The following is a 15401-nucleotide window of genomic DNA, read 5'->3' as shown; positions in this document are numbered from 1 at the left end:
ATGCGCCTCCTTACTGGCTCTTTGCGTCGCTGACGGTCATGACGGTGTAGAAGACCCATGACATCAGCAGGATGATCAGGAAGTAGATGATGGACATGGCGGCTGCCGGTCCTAGGTCGAACTGGCCGACGGCCATCTTGACCAGATCGATCGACAGGAAGGTGGTGGAATTGCCGGGACCACCGCCGGTGACGACGAAAGGCTCGGTGTAAATCATGAAACTATCCATGAAGCGGAGCAGCACGGCGATCAACAGCACCCGTTTCATCTTCGGCAACTGGATGTAGCGGAAGACGGACCAGCGGGAGGCGCCATCGATCTTCGCTGCCTGATAATACGCGTCCGGGATCGAGACGAGGCCGGCATAGCAGAGCAGCACCACGAGGCTGGTCCAGTGCCAGACATCCATGGCGATGACCGTGATCCAGGCGTCGACCGGGTCCTGGGTCAGGTTGTAGTCAATGCCCATGGCATTCAGCATGTAGCCGAGGAGGCCGATGTCGACGCGGCCGAAGACCTGCCAGATGGTGCCGACGACATTCCACGGGATGAGCAGTGGCAAGGCCATCAGCACGAGGCAGACCGGAACGCCCAGCCCCTTTTTCGGCATGTTGAGTGCGATCAGGATGCCGAGTGGCACTTCGATCGCCAGAATGATCATCGAGAAGATCATGTTGCGTCCGAGCGCATTCCAGAAGCGATCGGACGACAAGATCTCGGTGAACCAGTCGGTGCCGGCCCAGAAGAACTCATTGTTGCCGAAGGTATCCTGCACCGAATAGTTCACCACGGTCATCAGCGGGATGACGGCCGAGAAGGCCACCAGCAGGAGGACCGGAATGACCATGAACCAGGCTCTGTTGTTCCAGGTCTTTTCCATTGTCAGCCCTCCAAACCTACGCGCCAGGAATCAGCAAAGATGCCGATGCCTGGCGGGTCGAACGTGATTTTCGGATCGGTCGGGACCTCGGCATTTTCCGAGATGACGATCGACAGCGGCTGGTCGCAGAAGCGGGCGCGGACGATCTTCTGGCGGCCGATATCCTCGACCTTCGAAACCGTGACGGGCATGCCTTCGCGGCCGAGACGGACGAATTCCGGGCGTATACCGAGCTCGATTTTCGACTGAGTGCCGAGCTTCGGCGTGCCGGCGAGTTCAATCGCCTGATCGCCGACGGTGGCCGTCGCACCGGTGACTTTGGCCGGCATGACATTCATGCCGGGCGAACCGATGAAGTAGCCGACAAAGGTATGGCTCGGGCGTTCGAAGAGTTCGGCCGGCGTGCCGATCTGGACGATCTGGCCGTCATACATGACGACGACCTTATCGGCGAAGGTGAGCGCTTCGGTCTGGTCGTGGGTGACATAGACCATGGTGAAACCGGACTGGCGGTGAAGGCGCTTCAATTGCGAGCGCAGCAGCCATTTCATGTGCGGATCGATGACGGTCAGAGGCTCGTCGAAGAGGATCGCATTGACGTCCGAACGGACGAGACCACGGCCGAGCGAGATCTTCTGCTTCTGGTCTGCCGTCAGGCCTTGCGCCTTCTTGCGGGCCATGGGCTGGAGATCGATCATGTCGAGGATCTCGTTGACACGACGATGGACCTGATCTTCCGGCACATGGCGGTTGCGCAAGGGAAAGGCCAGATTGTCGTAGACGCTCATCGTGTCGTAGACGACCGGGAACTGGAAGACCTGGGCGATGTTGCGTGCCTGGGTCGGCAGGTTGGTGACGTCGACGCCATCGAATTCAATGCGGCCATCGGAGGGGTGCAGCAGACCCGATATGATGTTGAGGAGCGTGGTCTTGCCGCAACCCGACGGGCCGAGAAGCGCATAGGCGCCGCCGTCATCCCATTCGTGATGGACCTCCTTCAAGGCATAGTCTCCGGCGGCGCGAGCAGCCGGCGTGTAAGCGTGGCGGATATGGTCGAGATTGATGCGCGCCATGTCTATCCTCCCTCACGCTGCCAGTTCAGGCGCGACGCCAAGGGCGCGGCCCTCGGCATCGAAGGCCATCAGGTGTCGGGTGTCGATATAGACGTCGATCTCCCGGTCGGGTTCGATGTCGTGGATGCCATGCTCCAGGCTCACCCAACGGGCATTGCCATATTCGACATGGATGAAGCTCTCGGAGCCGGCGATTTCGGAAACCAGCGTGCGCGCCGCAAGGCCCGTAGAGCCGACCTCGCCAGACAAGGAGAGATGGTGCGGGTGGAAGGCAATGGTGACGGGGCCATCCGGGATCGCCCCCAGATGGGCCGGCACGGGCAATATCGGCCGGCCGTCGCGCTGGAACTGAGTGCCGACCTTGACGACGTCGAGCGTGTTCAGTGGCGGATCGGCGAAGATGCGGGCCGAGGCGAGATCGGCAGGCTTGCGGTAGACCGAGATGGTGCTGCCGAACTGGGTCACCCGACCTTCACTCAGGGTTGCGGTATTGCCGCCAAGCAGCAGCGCCTCCGAGGGTTCCGTCGTGGCATAGACGAAAATCGCGCCCGACTCAGCGAAGATTTTCGGCAGCTCTTCGCGCAGTTCCTCACGCAGCTTGTAGTCGAGGTTGGCGAGCGGTTCATCGAGCAGGACGAGATTGGCCTTCTTGACGATGGCGCGTGCGAGCGCGGTACGCTGCTGCTGACCGCCGGAGAGGCTGAGCGGCGTGCGATCGAGATAGGGCGTGAGCCGCAGCAAATCCGCAGCCTTGCGGACCTCGCGGTCGATCGTCGCCTGGTCGACTCCCGAGACGCGCATCGGCGAGGCAATGTTCTCGTATACGGGGAGGGCGGGATAGTTGATGAACTGCTGGTAGACCATGGCGATCTGACGCTTCTGCACCGGCACCCCGGTGACATCGACGCCATCGACGAAGACGCTGCCGGAGGTGGGCTTGTCGAGGCCGGCCATCAGCCGCATCAGCGAGGTCTTGCCCGAAAGCGTGGGGCCGAGCAGGACGTTCAGCGTACCCCGCTGCAACGTCAGATCGGTCGGGTGAATGTGATACTCCACCCCCACCTGTTTCGAGACTTTACGCAGTTCCAACATGTTTCCTCGGGCCTCCTCCAAACCGTCGGTCTTTTCCGTTGATGGCTCTCAGGCCGCAGCCATCAGCCCCATATAACCGTCCAGGCCTTCCGCCTCTTCAGGCGTCAGGAACAATCCCTGCTTGGTTCGCCGCCACAGCACATCCTCTGCCGTGACCGCCCATTCCCGCTCGATCAGCCAACGGACCTCCGCCTCGTAGAGCGTGCCGCCGAAATGGCGACCGAGATCCTCGATTGCCCGGGCGCCGGCGAGAATGGCATGGGCGTCGGTGCCGTAGCAGCGAATCAATCTTTCGGCATGCGAACGCTGCAGGAACGGGTAACTCCTGATCAGCTTTTCGACGGTTGCCTCATAGGCGGTGACACCGAAGTCGCCGCCAGGCAACTGGCTGCCGGCCGTCCAGGACGTGCCCTTCACGCCGATGGTCTCACCGATCTTTTCAAGCGCATGCTCGGCGAGCCGGCGATAGGTCGTCAGCTTACCGCCGAAGACGTTCAGCAGGGGCGCCTCGCCCTCATTACCTTCGACCTTCAAGACGTAATCGCGCGTCGCCTCCTGGGCTTTGGAGGCGCCGTCGTCAAAGAGCGGGCGAACGGCCGAATAGCTCCAGACGATATCGCCGGGCACGACCGGTTCCTGGAAATATTCGCTTGCGGCACCGCAGAGATAGCTCACCTCTTCTGGGCTGATGCGAACATCCTTGGGGTCATCGGTATAGTCGCGGTCGGTGGTCCCGATCAGGGTGAAATCACGCTCATAGGGGATAGCGAAGATGATGCGATTGTCCGGATTCTGGAAGAAATAAGCGCGCGCATCGTTGAACTTCTTCTTGACGATGATGTGGCTGCCCTGAACCAGGCGGACATTGTGAACATTGTTGCGGCCAAAGGCGCCGGCGAGCACCTGGTCGACCCATGGACCGGCGGCATTGACGAGCATGCGGGCGCGATGCGTCGATACCGATCCGTCGCGCTTGCGGGTGGTGATGACCCAAACGCCATTCTCGCGCTTCGCCGACGTCACGCGCGAGCGGCTGAGGATGGTTGCGCCGCGAATTTCGGCGTCGCGAGCGTTCAAGACGACCATGCGGGCGTCGTCGACCCAGCCATCGGAATATTCGAAGGCCTTGGAAAAGATCGGCTTCAAGGGTTTTCCGGCGGGATCGCGGCGCAAATCAAGCGTGCGGGTGGCCGGCAACAGCTTGCGACCGCCGAGATGATCGTAGAGGAACAGCCCGAGGCGGATCAGCCAAGCCGGGCGGATGCCCCCCTTCTGGAAGGGCAGAACGAAGCGCAGCGGCCAGATGACGTGCGGCGCCATGGCCCAAAGCACTTCCCGCTCCATCAGCGCTTCGCGTACGAGACGGAATTCGTAATGTTCGAGATAACGCAGACCGCCATGGATCAGCTTTGTGGCACCGGATGAGGTGCCCGAGGCAAAATCATTCATCTCTGCAAGAGCGACGGAGTAGCCACGGCCGGCCGCGTCGCGCGCGATCCCGCATCCGTTGATCCCGCCACCGATCACGAAGAGATCGTAGATAGGCTGCCCCGACATCTTTCCTCCCAGTTTTCGCACTGCAGCATTTGCTGCAATAGCGAAAGCATGGATATCTAAATCGAAATTTAAACGAATGTCAAACGAAAGTTAAAGTGAATCAGGCGTGGCTTCTATTGCGGCGGTTTCGATCATTCGGACATCGTTTTCCACGCAAATGGAGCGGATGCTGTCCGAGGGACAATGGTCGGTTATAAAGGTCTGAACCTGCGAAACATGGCCAATGCGCACCGGCGCCGTTCGCTCGAACTTGGACGCATCCGAGACGAGGATGACATGACGCGCGTTGGCGATGATGGCCTGTGCAACTTTCACTTCCCGGAAATCGAAATCGAGCAAGGCGCCATCTTCGTCGATCGCCGACACACCGATTACGGCGAAATCCACCTTGAACTGGCGGATGAAATCGACAGCTGCTTCGCCGACAATGCCACCGTCGGACCCGCGGACCACGCCACCGGCGATGACCACCTCGATCGACGGAAATACACGCAAGCGATTGGCAACATTGATGTTATTGGTGATGACCATCAATTCCTTATGGTCCACAAGTGCGTCGCCTACAGCTTCCGTGGTGGTTCCGATGTTGATGAAAAGAGAGGAGTTGTCGGGGATGAGGGCGGCCGCTGCCCGACCGATCGCCTGCTTTTCCGTCGCTGCCATGGATCGGCGCGCTTCGTATTTGACGTTTTCATTTCCGGTCGGGAAGACTGCACCGCCATGGATCCGGTTCAGCGCTCGGGCGTCGCACAGATCGTTGAGATCCTTGCGGATGGTTTGCGGTGTGACTGCGAAGCGGGCGGCCAGCTCATCGACGAGCACGCGCCCGTATTCCTTGGCAAGCGCCATGATTTCCGTCTGTCGGGCCGAAAGCAGCATCTCCATCCCCTACTCTTTCGTTTTTCTTCAACTTAAGTGAAAACGAACCAAGGGCAACTGAAAACTCAAATGATGTCAGCGGCGCCTCAACAGCAGGATGAAGGACAGTCCGCCAACGAGCCCCGTGATGACACCGATCGGTACGTCCTCCGGCGCCATGATGGTGCGGGAGACGACGTCTGCGAGGATCAGCGCGATGGCGCCGACCAGGGCCGACAGGGGAATGACACGGACATTGTCACTGCCGCCCGTCAGCCGGACGAAATGGGGCACCAGCAGACCGACGAATCCGATGGCCCCGGAAAAGGCGACCATCACCCCGGTCAGCAGAGCCGTCACGACGAAGAGTTCGGCCCGGAAGCGGGAGACCGGGACCCCCAGGGTAACGGCTGTTTCGTCGCCCATGGCGAGCGCATTGATTTCCCGGGCGCGCAGGACGAGGAAGAGAAGGCAGACAGCCAGGGTCGCGGCAGGATAGACGAGGTGGCCCCATTCGGCGAGGCCGAGGCCACCCAACATCCAGAAGATCACGGTATGCGCGGCGCGGGGATCGCCAAGGAAGATCGCGAGATTGCCGAGTGAGGTGGCAATGAAGGCAACCGCGACGCCCGAGAGCACGAGTCGATCCGGCGCGGCACCCGTCATCCGGGTCACGGCGACGACAGCCATGGTCGCGACCAGCGCCCCGGCAAAAGCGAACAGGGGAACGGTGACGGCCCCGAAGATCAGGCCCGTATGCAGCAGCGCAACGATGGCCCCGAGTGAGCCGCCCGAGGATACGCCGAGCAGATGCGGATCAGCGAGCGGATTGCGTGTGATGGACTGCAGCACCGCGCCGACGACCGCGAGACCGGCGCCGACAAGGGCTGCCAGCAGCACACGCGGCAGGCGTACTTCCCAGACGATGCTGTCGCGGCCAGCCGACCAGGTCTGCTCGAACAGGCCGGGCGCCACATGGTGGCCGAGGATCTGCCAGACCATGCCGACCGGAATGCGCGCCGAGCCGAGCGAGACGCCGAGAGTGACTGAGAGGAGCAGCAGACCAAGCGAGCCTACGGTCCAGAGCAAGATCCTGCTGCCGCGCATTCTGTTCCTGTTTCTATACTGGATTCAATCCGGTCGCGGCCCCGGCGCGCGCCGAGGCCGTTCGGCCCGATTACATGTTGCGCGGGTGGAAAACCTCAGCGAGGCGCTCGATTGCCGCGACATTGCGTGGTCCCGGCGTTGCCTCGACATAGGCGAGCACCACGAAGCGATCGGCCTTGACCGCGTCGAGGTTCTTGAAGGCCGGGTTTTCCTTCATGAAGGCGATTTTCTGCTCTGCAGTGACATCGCCGTAGTCGACGATGACGATGACCTGCGGATTGCGGTCGATGACCGGCTCCCAGGAGACTTCGGTCCAGCTCTTTTCGACATCGTCCATGATGTTGATGCCGCCGGCGGCTTCGATCATGGCGGTTGGGATGCCGAAGCGGCCTGACGTGAAGGGCTTTTCCGTGCCGGAATCGTAGACGAAGACGCGGACGGGTTCCTTGATCGTGCCGATGCGCTCCTGGATCTTTGCAAGTCCATCCTTGTAGCCGGCGACCAAGGCTTCTGCCCGATCCTCGACACCGAAGATGCGGCCGAGGTTGAGCAAGTCGACAAACATGTCGTCCATGGTCGGCTTTGCCTTGGCCATGATGTGGCTGCAGGATTCCGTCAGCTCATAGACCTTGATGCCGAAGGGGCTCAGCGTCTCGGGGGTGACTTCGCCACCGACCTTCATGCCGTAGTTCCAGCCGGCGAAGTAGAAATCGGCATCCGCCTCGAGCAGAACTTCCTTGCTGGGATATTTCGGCGAAAGCTCTGGCAGTTCCTGAACACCTTCACGCAGACTTGCGTCGAGCGTTTTCCAGCCGGAGATGCCGGTATAACCGACCATGTGGTCCTGCAACTTCAGGGCGAGCATCATTTCGGTGAGATTGACGTCGTTGGAGACAGCACGCTTCGGCGCCTCGTCGAAGGTGACATCACGGTTGCAGCTCTTGACCGTCACCGGGAAGGCGGCCGCTGCGGAGGCGACAAGAACAGCGCCGAGGATGGTGGAGATGGAGAGAAGGCGGGGCGAGATCATGGTGCTTCTTTCGAAATCAGGAACTGGCAAGGGAGAAGGAAAACTGCGAGGAGGCGGAGCCGGCGAAACGCTGGCGTGAGGCAAGCACGCCGAAGATGCCGGAGATGGCATGATCGGTAAGAACGTCGTCCGGATGGCCGAATGCCGTCATCCGACCCGACTGCATCAGAGCGACATGGGTGGCAAAATCGGCGGCGAGGTTGATGTCGTGCAGGCTGGTGACGATGGTCAACCGAAGCGTGGCCAGCAGAGCCAGGATCTCGAGCTGATGCCGGATATCGAGATGATTGGTCGGTTCGTCGAGAATGACGATCTCCGGGTTCTGGGCGAGCGCGCGCGCCACGAGAACACGTTGCTTTTCACCGCCGGACAGGGTCGAAAATTGCCGTCTTGCGAGACTGAGCAGGTCCAGATGCCCGAGCGCATGGCGGGCTTCTTCACGGTCCTGCTCCGTCCAGCCGGTGAGGCCTTCGCGCCAGGGGACGCGGCCCATGAGGACGACATCCTGCACGGTGAAGGGAAAATCGGCCGGCATTTCCTGCAGGACAACGGCGACCCGGCGCGCGACCTGGCGGGGTGTCAGATCGGCCATGTCCTGACCGTCGATCTCCACCCGGCCCTCAAGCGGTGCCACGCCGCGATAAAGGCAACGCAGAAGTGTCGTCTTGCCGGCACCATTCGGACCGACGATGGCAAGGCGGTCACCGCCTTCGATGGCGAAGGTGACGTCACGCAACAGAAAATGGGAGGACTTCGGCCCCCAGCCGAGCCCGACAGACCGCAGGGAGATCCCCTTCGTGTCACAACTCATCGACAGCTCTCCCAACCTGGAAGGCGGTCGAATGTCGCCACGTCACCCGCCGAGCGCAAGGCTCATTGCTGCAGATATCCGGCATAGTTTTCCTCCGCAGGACTTCTCCGGAGGCAAAATGGCACCGATAAACGCACGCCACAGGCGCGGTTTGCAAGCCAGATCGTATCCATCGGAACACCCCGTCCGCTACGTTTCTCATTCACTTGACGGCAGGTCTCCTGGCTCGCGAATATCTGTCGTCCATCTGCCTTCCCACGATCACTCGCAGTGGCCCGACGCTTTCGCGCCGCGAGAATGGACGGCAATCCGCTTACAGTTGCGGGGGCAGCCACGGTCTTGGTCCCTTATGGGTCTTCCGCACCGTGTTCCCTATTAATCCCCTCGGAGTCATCCGGTGGGGGAACCGTCCCCTCCTGAATAGAGCCTCTCTGACCGGACGGTCAAGCGGGATCCTTCGTCGTTCGTGCTTGATATGTAATAACATTACATACGTCAATGGGAGTATGATAGAATTTCGCATCATCAAACTGAGCTGGGCGCCGAATGTCTGCGACACTTTGCATTCGGGATTTTCCGAATGCCCGATTTTTGTTCCATCCTGATGGAACAAAGGGAACATCGAGCCGTTTAGTCGTCACAGTCTTTCCTCCCCCAACCTCCCCCGGTAGCGTCAGCGCTCCCACCTCGATCCCGCTCCGGCGGGATCTTTTTCTTGCGGCGGCGATCTTTCCCCTGCCAACGCCCTCCCCCGATCCCTGGCCCGATTTGACAGCAGGCGGCAAAATTGGCAGCACTGTTCCGCAAAGGGAGGCGAGAGCGAATGGCGCGGCGGAGTGAAGGACAGACGAGGCTGGACGATGCCGCGCGCGCGGGCTGGCTCTACTATGTCTCCGGGCGAACCCAGGACGAAATTGCCGCTCTCATGGGAATTTCGCGACAAAGTGCGCAGCGCCTCGTGTCACTCTCGATTGCCGAGCGGCTGATCAAAGTCCGGCTGGATCATCCGATCGCGGCCTGTCTCGAACTGGCGGAAGCGCTGAAGGAGCGCTACGGGTTGCGGCAGGTGGAGATCGTTCCTTCCGACCCCGAATCGGAATCGGCAACAGTCGGCGTCGCAGAAGCAGGCGCAGCCGAGCTTGAGCGCTGGCTCAAGCAATCGGATCCGCTGGTGATCGCCATGGGAACCGGACGCACGCTTCGCGCCATGATCGACCAGCTGTCCCCGATCGAATGTCCGCAGCACAAGATCGTCTCGCTGACAGGGAACATCAGCCCCGATGGATCGGCCGCCTACTTCAACGTCATTTTCTCGATGGCGGACGCGATCAAGGCGCCGCATTTTCCGATGCCCTTGCCGGTTATCGTGTCTTCCCCCGAAGAGAAGGCGCTGCTTCATGCGCAACCACTCGTCGCGCCGACCATCGCGCTCGGACAAAAGTCGGACGTTACCTTCGTCGGCATCGGCGACATGGCGATCACGGCACCGCTTCTGGTCGATGGCTTCCTGAAGCCCGACGAGATGGAAGATCTGCTGCGCGCCGGAGCCGTTGGCGAGATCTGCGGCTGGATCTTCGGCGCAGATGGCAACCTGCTCGACCACCCCGTCAACGACCGCGTGGCCAGCCTCCATATTCCCTCGCGTGAGCACTCGACCGTCATCGGCATGGCGCGCGGCAAACGGAAGCATGCCGCCATCCTCGCCGCCGTGCGAGGGGGGCACATCAATGGCCTTATCACCGACGAAGAAGCGGCCAGGCGGCTTTTGAAGCGCTGACGGGCCAAGTTTTTCTCATTCATATTCATACGTTTGGGCGATTTATGCGGCGCTGCAGCAATGAATCCCGCTTGACTTTGCGCGCGCCACAACTGAGTAATTGCCCATGAGCAAATCGAATGCTCATTTTTCTTCTGGGAGGAAGACATGACATTGAAGACGATTTTGCTGGGCGCCTGCTCGGCGCTGGCGCTTGCCGGCATGGCCTCTGCCGAAACCCTGACGATCGCCACCGTGAACAATGGTGACATGATCCGCATGCAGGGCCTGACCTCGGAATTCACCGCCAAGAACCCCGATATTCAGGTCGAGTGGGTTACACTGGAAGAAAACGTCCTGCGCGAGCGCGTCACGACGGACATCGCCACGAAGGGCGGCCAGTATGACGTGATGACGATCGGCACCTATGAAGTTCCGATCTGGGCGAAGCAGAACTGGCTTCTGCCGCTCGACAACCTTGGCGCCGACTATGATGCCGCCGACATCATCCCGGCGATTGCCGGTGGTCTGACGGTTGACGGCAAGCTCTATGCAGCCCCGTTCTACGGCGAAAGCTCGTTCATCATGTACCGCAAGGACCTGATGGAAAAGGCCGGGCTGACGATGCCCGACGCTCCGACCTGGGACTTCGTGGCCGAGGCGGCCCGCAAGATGACCGACCGCGCCACCGGCGTGAACGGCATCTGCCTGCGCGGCAAGGCCGGTTGGGGCGAGAACATGGCGTTCCTGACCGCCATGTCTAACTCGTTCGGCGCGCGCTGGTTTGACGAAAACTGGAAGCCGCAGTTCGACCAGCCCGAATGGAAAAACACGCTCGACTTCTACGTCAATCTGATGAAGGACGCAGGCCCGGTTGGCGCCTCCTCCAACGGCTTCAACGAGAACCTGGCGCTGTTCCAGCAGGGCAAGTGCGGCATGTGGATCGACGCCACCGTGGCGGCTTCCTTCGTGTCGAATCCGAAGGACTCCACCGTCGCTGACAAGGTCGCTTACGCGCTCGCCCCCGACACCGGTCTCGGCAAGCGCGGCAACTGGCTCTGGGCGTGGTCGCTGGCTGTTCCGGCCGGCACGCAGAAGGCGGAAGCTGCTCAGAAGTTCGTTTCCTGGGCAACCAGCAAGGCCTATCTCGAACTCGTCGCTTCCAAGGAAGGCTGGGCCAACGTTCCTCCGGGCACGCGCTCCTCGCTCTACGCAAACCCCGAGTACCAGAAGGCCGCTCCGTTTGCGAAGATGACGCTGGACTCGATCAACGCTGCCGACCCGACCAAGCCGACCGTCAAGCCGGTGCCTTATGTCGGTGTCCAGTTCGTCGCCATTCCTGAATTCCAGGGCCTTGGCACGACTGTCGGCCAGCTCTTCTCGGCGGCTCTGGCCGGCCAGATGTCCGTTGACGATGCGCTCAAGCAGGCACAGGACGCCTCGACAGCGACCATGACCGAAGGCGGCTACATCAAGTAGTCTTCTACAAAATGAGAGCGGGGCCGCAGTCGACAGACCGGCCCTGCTCCGACCGCCCGGAAGGGGCGCTCAGCTCTCTCAATGTCTGGAATGCGCAAAGTCATGGCTGATTGCAGCCTTGCGACGGTTTCAGGCGTGCATGACGGTTTAAGAGCAGCAAGAGACCGAACGGTCCAGATCAATCGGGAGGGAACCATGGCGACGCGACAGACCCAAACGCTTGCCAGACTGATGATGGCACCGTCCTTGGTGCTGCTGTTTATCTGGATGATCGTGCCACTCGGCTTCACGCTGTGGTTTTCGTTCCAGCAATACAACCCGCTGAACCCGATCCGCGACGGCTTTGTCGGCTTTGCCAATTACGCGCTGTTCTACTCGAATCCCGCTTTTCTCTCCTCGATCATCAACACGCTGCTGATCGTGGGCAGCGTTCTGCTGATCACGGTCATCGGCGGCATTCTCCTGGCCCTGCTGCTCGACCAGCCGATCTTCGGCCAGGGCATTGTGCGCATCCTGGTGATCTCCCCGTTCTTCGTCATGCCACCGGTGGCGGCACTCGTGTGGAAGAACATGATCATGCATCCAAGCTATGGGGTCTTTGCCGATATTTCCCGCTTCCTCGGCGTGCAACCCGTGGACTGGTTTGCCCAGTATCCGCTGTTTTCGGTCATCATCATCGTTGCCTGGCAGTGGCTGCCCTTTGCGACCCTGATCCTCCTGACCGCGCTGCAATCGCTGGACAACGAGCAGATGGAAGCAGCCGAAATGGACGGCGCCGGTTTCCTATCCCGCTTCTGGCATCTGACGCTGCCGCATATGTCGCGAGCGATCACCGTGGTCATCCTGATCCAGACGATCTTCCTTTTGGCCGTCTATGCGGAGATCCTCGTCACCACCAATGGCGGACCCGGCTACGCCTCCACCAACCTGCCCTTCCTCGTCTACCAGAAGGCCTCGCTCGAGTTCAAAATCGGCCAAGCATCGGCCGGGGGCATCATCGCCGTCATCCTTGCCAATATCGTCGCCTTCTTCGCCATGCGCGCAGTCGGCAAGAACCTGGACCGCTGAGCGGAACTAAGAGGACACGTCAATGGCACGCGCTATCAGCACGAAACGCAAGGCAGTCTTCACGGTCACCGCCTGGATCGTCGCCCTGATCATCTTCTTTCCGATCCTGTATACGATCATCACGTCGTTCAAATCGGAAACCGAGGCAATTGCCGGCTTCAATCTGATCCCGTCGGGCACACTCGAAAGCTATGCCGAGGTTCAGGGCCAGTACAATTACTTCAAGCCCTTCATGAATTCGGTGATCCTGTCGGTGGGCTCCACGCTGCTTGCCCTCCTGATCGCCATTCCTGCGGCCTGGTCGATGGCCTTTTCGCCTGGCAAGCGCACCAAGGACATCCTGATGTGGATGCTGTCCACCAAGATGATGCCGGCCGTTGCCGTGCTGTTTCCGATTTACCTGATCTTCCGCAATCTCGGACTGCTGGACAGCCGCATCGGTCTCACCGTCATGCTGACGATGATCAATCTGCCGATCGTGGTGTGGATGCTCTACACCTACTTCCGGGAAATTCCCTCCGAAATCCTGGAAGCAGCTCGCATGGACGGAGCCTCGCTGTGGAACGAGATCGTCTATGTGCTGACGCCGATGGCCGTTCCGGGCATCGCGTCGACGATGCTCCTCAATATCATTCTTGCCTGGAACGAAGCCTTCTGGACGATCCGGCTGACGGCCACCAACGCTGCGCCACTGACGGCCTTCATCAGCTCGTTCTCCAGTCCGCAAGGATTGTTCTGGGCCAAGCTTTCCGCCGCCTCGACGCTCGCCATCGCCCCGATCCTGATCATGGGCTGGTTCAGCCAGAAGCAGCTCGTGCGCGGACTGACATTCGGCGCCGTGAAATAAACCGGTCAGCGGGCCAACAAGCCGAAACGGCTACGGGGAGACAACACATGGGTAACATCGTCCTCAACAAGGTCACGAAATCCTTCGGAGCGACCACCGTCATTCCGGGGATCGACCTGGAGATCAAAGAAGGCGAGTTCGTCGTCTTCGTCGGCCCCTCCGGCTGCGGGAAATCGACCCTGCTGCGCCTGATCGCCGGGCTAGAGGATACCACGACCGGCCATATCGTTATCGACGGCCGCGATGTCACCGACGAAGCGCCCGCCAAGCGCGGCCTCGCCATGGTATTCCAGTCCTATGCGCTCTATCCGCATATGAGCGTGCGCAACAACATCGCCTTTCCCTTGAAAATGGCCAAGCTTGATCCCGCTGTCATCGAGAAGAAGGTGACGGACGCCGCCCGCGTGCTGAACCTCACCAACTACCTGGACCGTCGTCCGGGCCAGCTCTCCGGCGGCCAGCGCCAGCGTGTGGCAATCGGCCGGGCGATCGTGCGCGAACCGTCCGCCTTTCTCTTCGATGAGCCGCTGTCCAACCTCGATGCGTCGCTGCGCGGCACCATGCGGCTTGAAATCAGCGAACTGCACCAGCAGTTGAAGACGACGATGATCTATGTCACCCACGACCAGGTGGAGGCCATGACCATGGCCGACAAGATCGTTGTGTTGAACGCCGGTCATATCGAGCAGGTCGGCTCGCCGCTTGAGCTTTACAACAAGCCCGACAACATCTTCGTCGCCGGCTTCATCGGCTCGCCGCGCATGAACTTCGCCACGGGCGAAGTGGCCGCACCCTACAATGCCCACACGATCGGTTTCCGTCCGGAACACGTCAAGCTCTCTGCGGAGAGCGGCACCTGGGCGGGCGTGGTCGGCGTCGCCGAGCATCTGGGATCCGATACCTTCCTGCACGTGAATGTCGACAAGATCGGCATGGTGACTGTCCGCACCAGCGGTGACTTCCCTGTCTCCCATGGCGACAAGGTTTTCATCACGCCCGATCCAAACCGCATGCACAAATTCAACGACAAGGGACTGGCCCAATGACTGGCAGACTGAACGGAAAATCGGCGATCATCACGGGATCGGCACGCGGCATCGGTCGCGCCTTCGCCGAGGCCTATGTACGCGAGGGGGCAACGGCCGTTGCCATCGCCGATATCGATTTCGACCGCGCCTCGGCGACGGCTGCGGAAATTGGTCCTGCCGCCTATGCCGTGCGCATCGACGTTTCGAACCAGGAGTCGATCGACGCGGCAGTCGCGGCTTGCGTCGACAAGGCTGGCGGCGTGGACATTCTCGTCAACAATGCCGCGATCTTCGATCTGGCCCCGATCGTTGAGATCACGCGCAAGAGCTACCAACGGGTCTTCGACATCAATGTCGGCGGATGCCTGTTCACGCTGCAGGCATTCGCCAAGCAGATGATCGCCCAGGGCCGCGGCGGCAAGATCATCAACATGGCAAGCCAGGCCGGTCGCCGAGGCGAAGCACTGGTCGGCGTTTACTGCGCGTCCAAGGCCGCCGTCATCTCGATCACGCAATCGGCCGGGCTCGACCTCATCAAACACGGCATCAATGTCAACGGCATCGCGCCTGGCGTTGTCGGCAGCGAGATGTGGGACGAAGTGGATGCGCTGTTCGCCAAATACGAGAACCGGCCGCTCGGGGAGAAGAAGAAGCTGGTCGGAGAGGCAGTTCCCTTCGGCCGCATGGGACGCGCGGAAGACCTGACCGGCATGGCGGTGTTTCTGGCGTCTGCGGAAGCCGAATACATCGTGGCGCAGACCTACAATGTCGACGGCGGCAACTGGATGAGCTGACGGCCACAAGGCCGCGCTCAT

At 60.8% G+C, this 15401-nt stretch carries 14 protein-coding genes and 1 riboswitch; of the genes, 6 read left to right on the top strand and 8 right to left on the bottom strand.

Going from position 1 to position 15401, the window contains the following annotated elements; all coding sequences use genetic code 11:
- Positions 1-10 precede the first annotated feature (10 nt).
- The 8 genes from DFO46_RS21725 to DFO46_RS21690 form a co-directional block, all read right to left on the bottom strand.
- Positions 11-880 (bottom strand): sugar ABC transporter permease, encoded by an 870-nt coding sequence (locus tag DFO46_RS21725; RefSeq protein WP_110793715.1) that lies wholly within the window; start codon positions 878-880, stop codon positions 11-13.
- 2 nt (positions 881-882) lie between these two features.
- Positions 883-1953, bottom strand: a complete 1071-nt coding sequence (locus tag DFO46_RS21720; RefSeq protein WP_120279055.1) for an ABC transporter ATP-binding protein — start codon at positions 1951-1953, stop codon at positions 883-885.
- Positions 1954-1965: 12 nt separating this feature from the next.
- On the bottom strand, positions 1966-3045 hold the full coding sequence (locus DFO46_RS21715) for an ABC transporter ATP-binding protein (RefSeq protein ID WP_120279054.1): 1080 nt from the start codon (positions 3043-3045) through the stop codon (positions 1966-1968).
- A 48-nt stretch (positions 3046-3093) separates the two neighbouring features.
- Positions 3094-4602, bottom strand: a complete 1509-nt coding sequence (locus DFO46_RS21710; protein WP_120279053.1) for a glycerol-3-phosphate dehydrogenase — start codon at positions 4600-4602, stop codon at positions 3094-3096.
- Between the two features lie 90 nt (positions 4603-4692).
- Entirely contained in the window at positions 4693-5481 is a 789-nt protein-coding gene (locus tag DFO46_RS21705) for a DeoR/GlpR family DNA-binding transcription regulator (protein ID WP_110793811.1), read from the bottom strand.
- Between the two features lie 75 nt (positions 5482-5556).
- A complete protein-coding gene (locus DFO46_RS21700; RefSeq protein WP_120279052.1) occupies positions 5557-6567 on the bottom strand; it encodes an iron ABC transporter permease in 1011 nt (336 codons plus the stop codon).
- Between the two features lie 70 nt (positions 6568-6637).
- On the bottom strand, positions 6638-7597 hold the full coding sequence (locus DFO46_RS21695; RefSeq protein WP_120279051.1) for an ABC transporter substrate-binding protein: 960 nt from the start codon (positions 7595-7597) through the stop codon (positions 6638-6640).
- Between the two features lie 16 nt (positions 7598-7613).
- Entirely contained in the window at positions 7614-8408 is a 795-nt protein-coding gene (locus tag DFO46_RS21690) for an ABC transporter ATP-binding protein (protein ID WP_183041991.1), read from the bottom strand.
- Positions 8409-8601: 193 nt separating this feature from the next.
- Positions 8602-8834: riboswitch (cobalamin riboswitch) on the bottom strand.
- A 397-nt stretch (positions 8835-9231) separates the two neighbouring features.
- Between DFO46_RS21690 and DFO46_RS21685 the strand changes: the two genes are divergently transcribed.
- The 6 genes from DFO46_RS21685 (at position 9232) to DFO46_RS21660 (ending at position 15380) form a co-directional block, all read left to right on the top strand.
- A complete protein-coding gene (locus DFO46_RS21685; RefSeq protein WP_120279050.1) occupies positions 9232-10185 on the top strand; it encodes a sugar-binding transcriptional regulator in 954 nt (317 codons plus the stop codon).
- A 147-nt stretch (positions 10186-10332) separates the two neighbouring features.
- Complete coding sequence (locus tag DFO46_RS21680; protein WP_120279049.1) at positions 10333-11643, top strand: sugar ABC transporter substrate-binding protein; 1311 nt, start codon at positions 10333-10335, stop codon at positions 11641-11643.
- 195 nt (positions 11644-11838) lie between these two features.
- Positions 11839-12711 (top strand): sugar ABC transporter permease, encoded by an 873-nt coding sequence (locus DFO46_RS21675; protein ID WP_120279048.1) that lies wholly within the window; start codon positions 11839-11841, stop codon positions 12709-12711.
- A 22-nt stretch (positions 12712-12733) separates the two neighbouring features.
- Complete coding sequence (locus DFO46_RS21670; protein WP_120279047.1) at positions 12734-13558, top strand: carbohydrate ABC transporter permease; 825 nt, start codon at positions 12734-12736, stop codon at positions 13556-13558.
- A gap of 47 nt (positions 13559-13605) precedes the next feature.
- Positions 13606-14604, top strand: a complete 999-nt coding sequence (locus DFO46_RS21665; protein ID WP_110793725.1) for an ABC transporter ATP-binding protein — start codon at positions 13606-13608, stop codon at positions 14602-14604.
- A complete protein-coding gene (locus tag DFO46_RS21660; RefSeq protein ID WP_110793726.1) occupies positions 14601-15380 on the top strand; it encodes an L-iditol 2-dehydrogenase in 780 nt (259 codons plus the stop codon). Before DFO46_RS21665 ends, DFO46_RS21660 begins: the two co-directional genes overlap by 4 nt.
- The last annotated feature ends 21 nt before the right edge of the window (positions 15381-15401 follow it).

The sequence above is a fragment of the Rhizobium sp. AG855 genome (assembly GCF_003610655.1).
Classification (GTDB): Bacteria; Pseudomonadota; Alphaproteobacteria; order Rhizobiales; family Rhizobiaceae; genus Allorhizobium; species Allorhizobium wuzhouense.
The sequence above is the reverse complement of the archived record's forward strand: the minus strand, read 5'-3'. Positions and strand labels throughout refer to the sequence as shown.

Bases quoted from the DNA above. Each gene is read 5' to 3' on its own strand.
- DFO46_RS21725 (WP_110793715.1), bottom strand. From the start codon at position 880: ATGGAAAAGACCTGGAACAACAGAGCCTGGTTCATGGTCATTCCGGTC.
- DFO46_RS21720 (WP_120279055.1), bottom strand. From the start codon at position 1,953: ATGGCGCGCATCAATCTCGACCATATCCGCCACGCTTACACGCCGGCT.
- DFO46_RS21715 (WP_120279054.1), bottom strand. From the start codon at position 3,045: ATGTTGGAACTGCGTAAAGTCTCGAAACAGGTGGGGGTGGAGTATCAC.
- DFO46_RS21710 (WP_120279053.1), bottom strand. From the start codon at position 4,602: ATGTCGGGGCAGCCTATCTACGATCTCTTCGTGATCGGTGGCGGGATC.
- DFO46_RS21705 (WP_110793811.1), bottom strand. From the start codon at position 5,481: ATGCTGCTTTCGGCCCGACAGACGGAAATCATGGCGCTTGCCAAGGAA.
- DFO46_RS21700 (WP_120279052.1), bottom strand. From the start codon at position 6,567: ATGCGCGGCAGCAGGATCTTGCTCTGGACCGTAGGCTCGCTTGGTCTG.
- DFO46_RS21695 (WP_120279051.1), bottom strand. From the start codon at position 7,597: ATGATCTCGCCCCGCCTTCTCTCCATCTCCACCATCCTCGGCGCTGTT.
- DFO46_RS21690 (WP_183041991.1), bottom strand. From the start codon at position 8,408: ATGAGTTGTGACACGAAGGGGATCTCCCTGCGGTCTGTCGGGCTCGGC.
- DFO46_RS21685 (WP_120279050.1), top strand. From the start codon at position 9,232: ATGGCGCGGCGGAGTGAAGGACAGACGAGGCTGGACGATGCCGCGCGC.
- DFO46_RS21680 (WP_120279049.1), top strand. From the start codon at position 10,333: ATGACATTGAAGACGATTTTGCTGGGCGCCTGCTCGGCGCTGGCGCTT.
- DFO46_RS21675 (WP_120279048.1), top strand. From the start codon at position 11,839: ATGGCGACGCGACAGACCCAAACGCTTGCCAGACTGATGATGGCACCG.
- DFO46_RS21670 (WP_120279047.1), top strand. From the start codon at position 12,734: ATGGCACGCGCTATCAGCACGAAACGCAAGGCAGTCTTCACGGTCACC.
- DFO46_RS21665 (WP_110793725.1), top strand. From the start codon at position 13,606: ATGGGTAACATCGTCCTCAACAAGGTCACGAAATCCTTCGGAGCGACC.
- DFO46_RS21660 (WP_110793726.1), top strand. From the start codon at position 14,601: ATGACTGGCAGACTGAACGGAAAATCGGCGATCATCACGGGATCGGCA.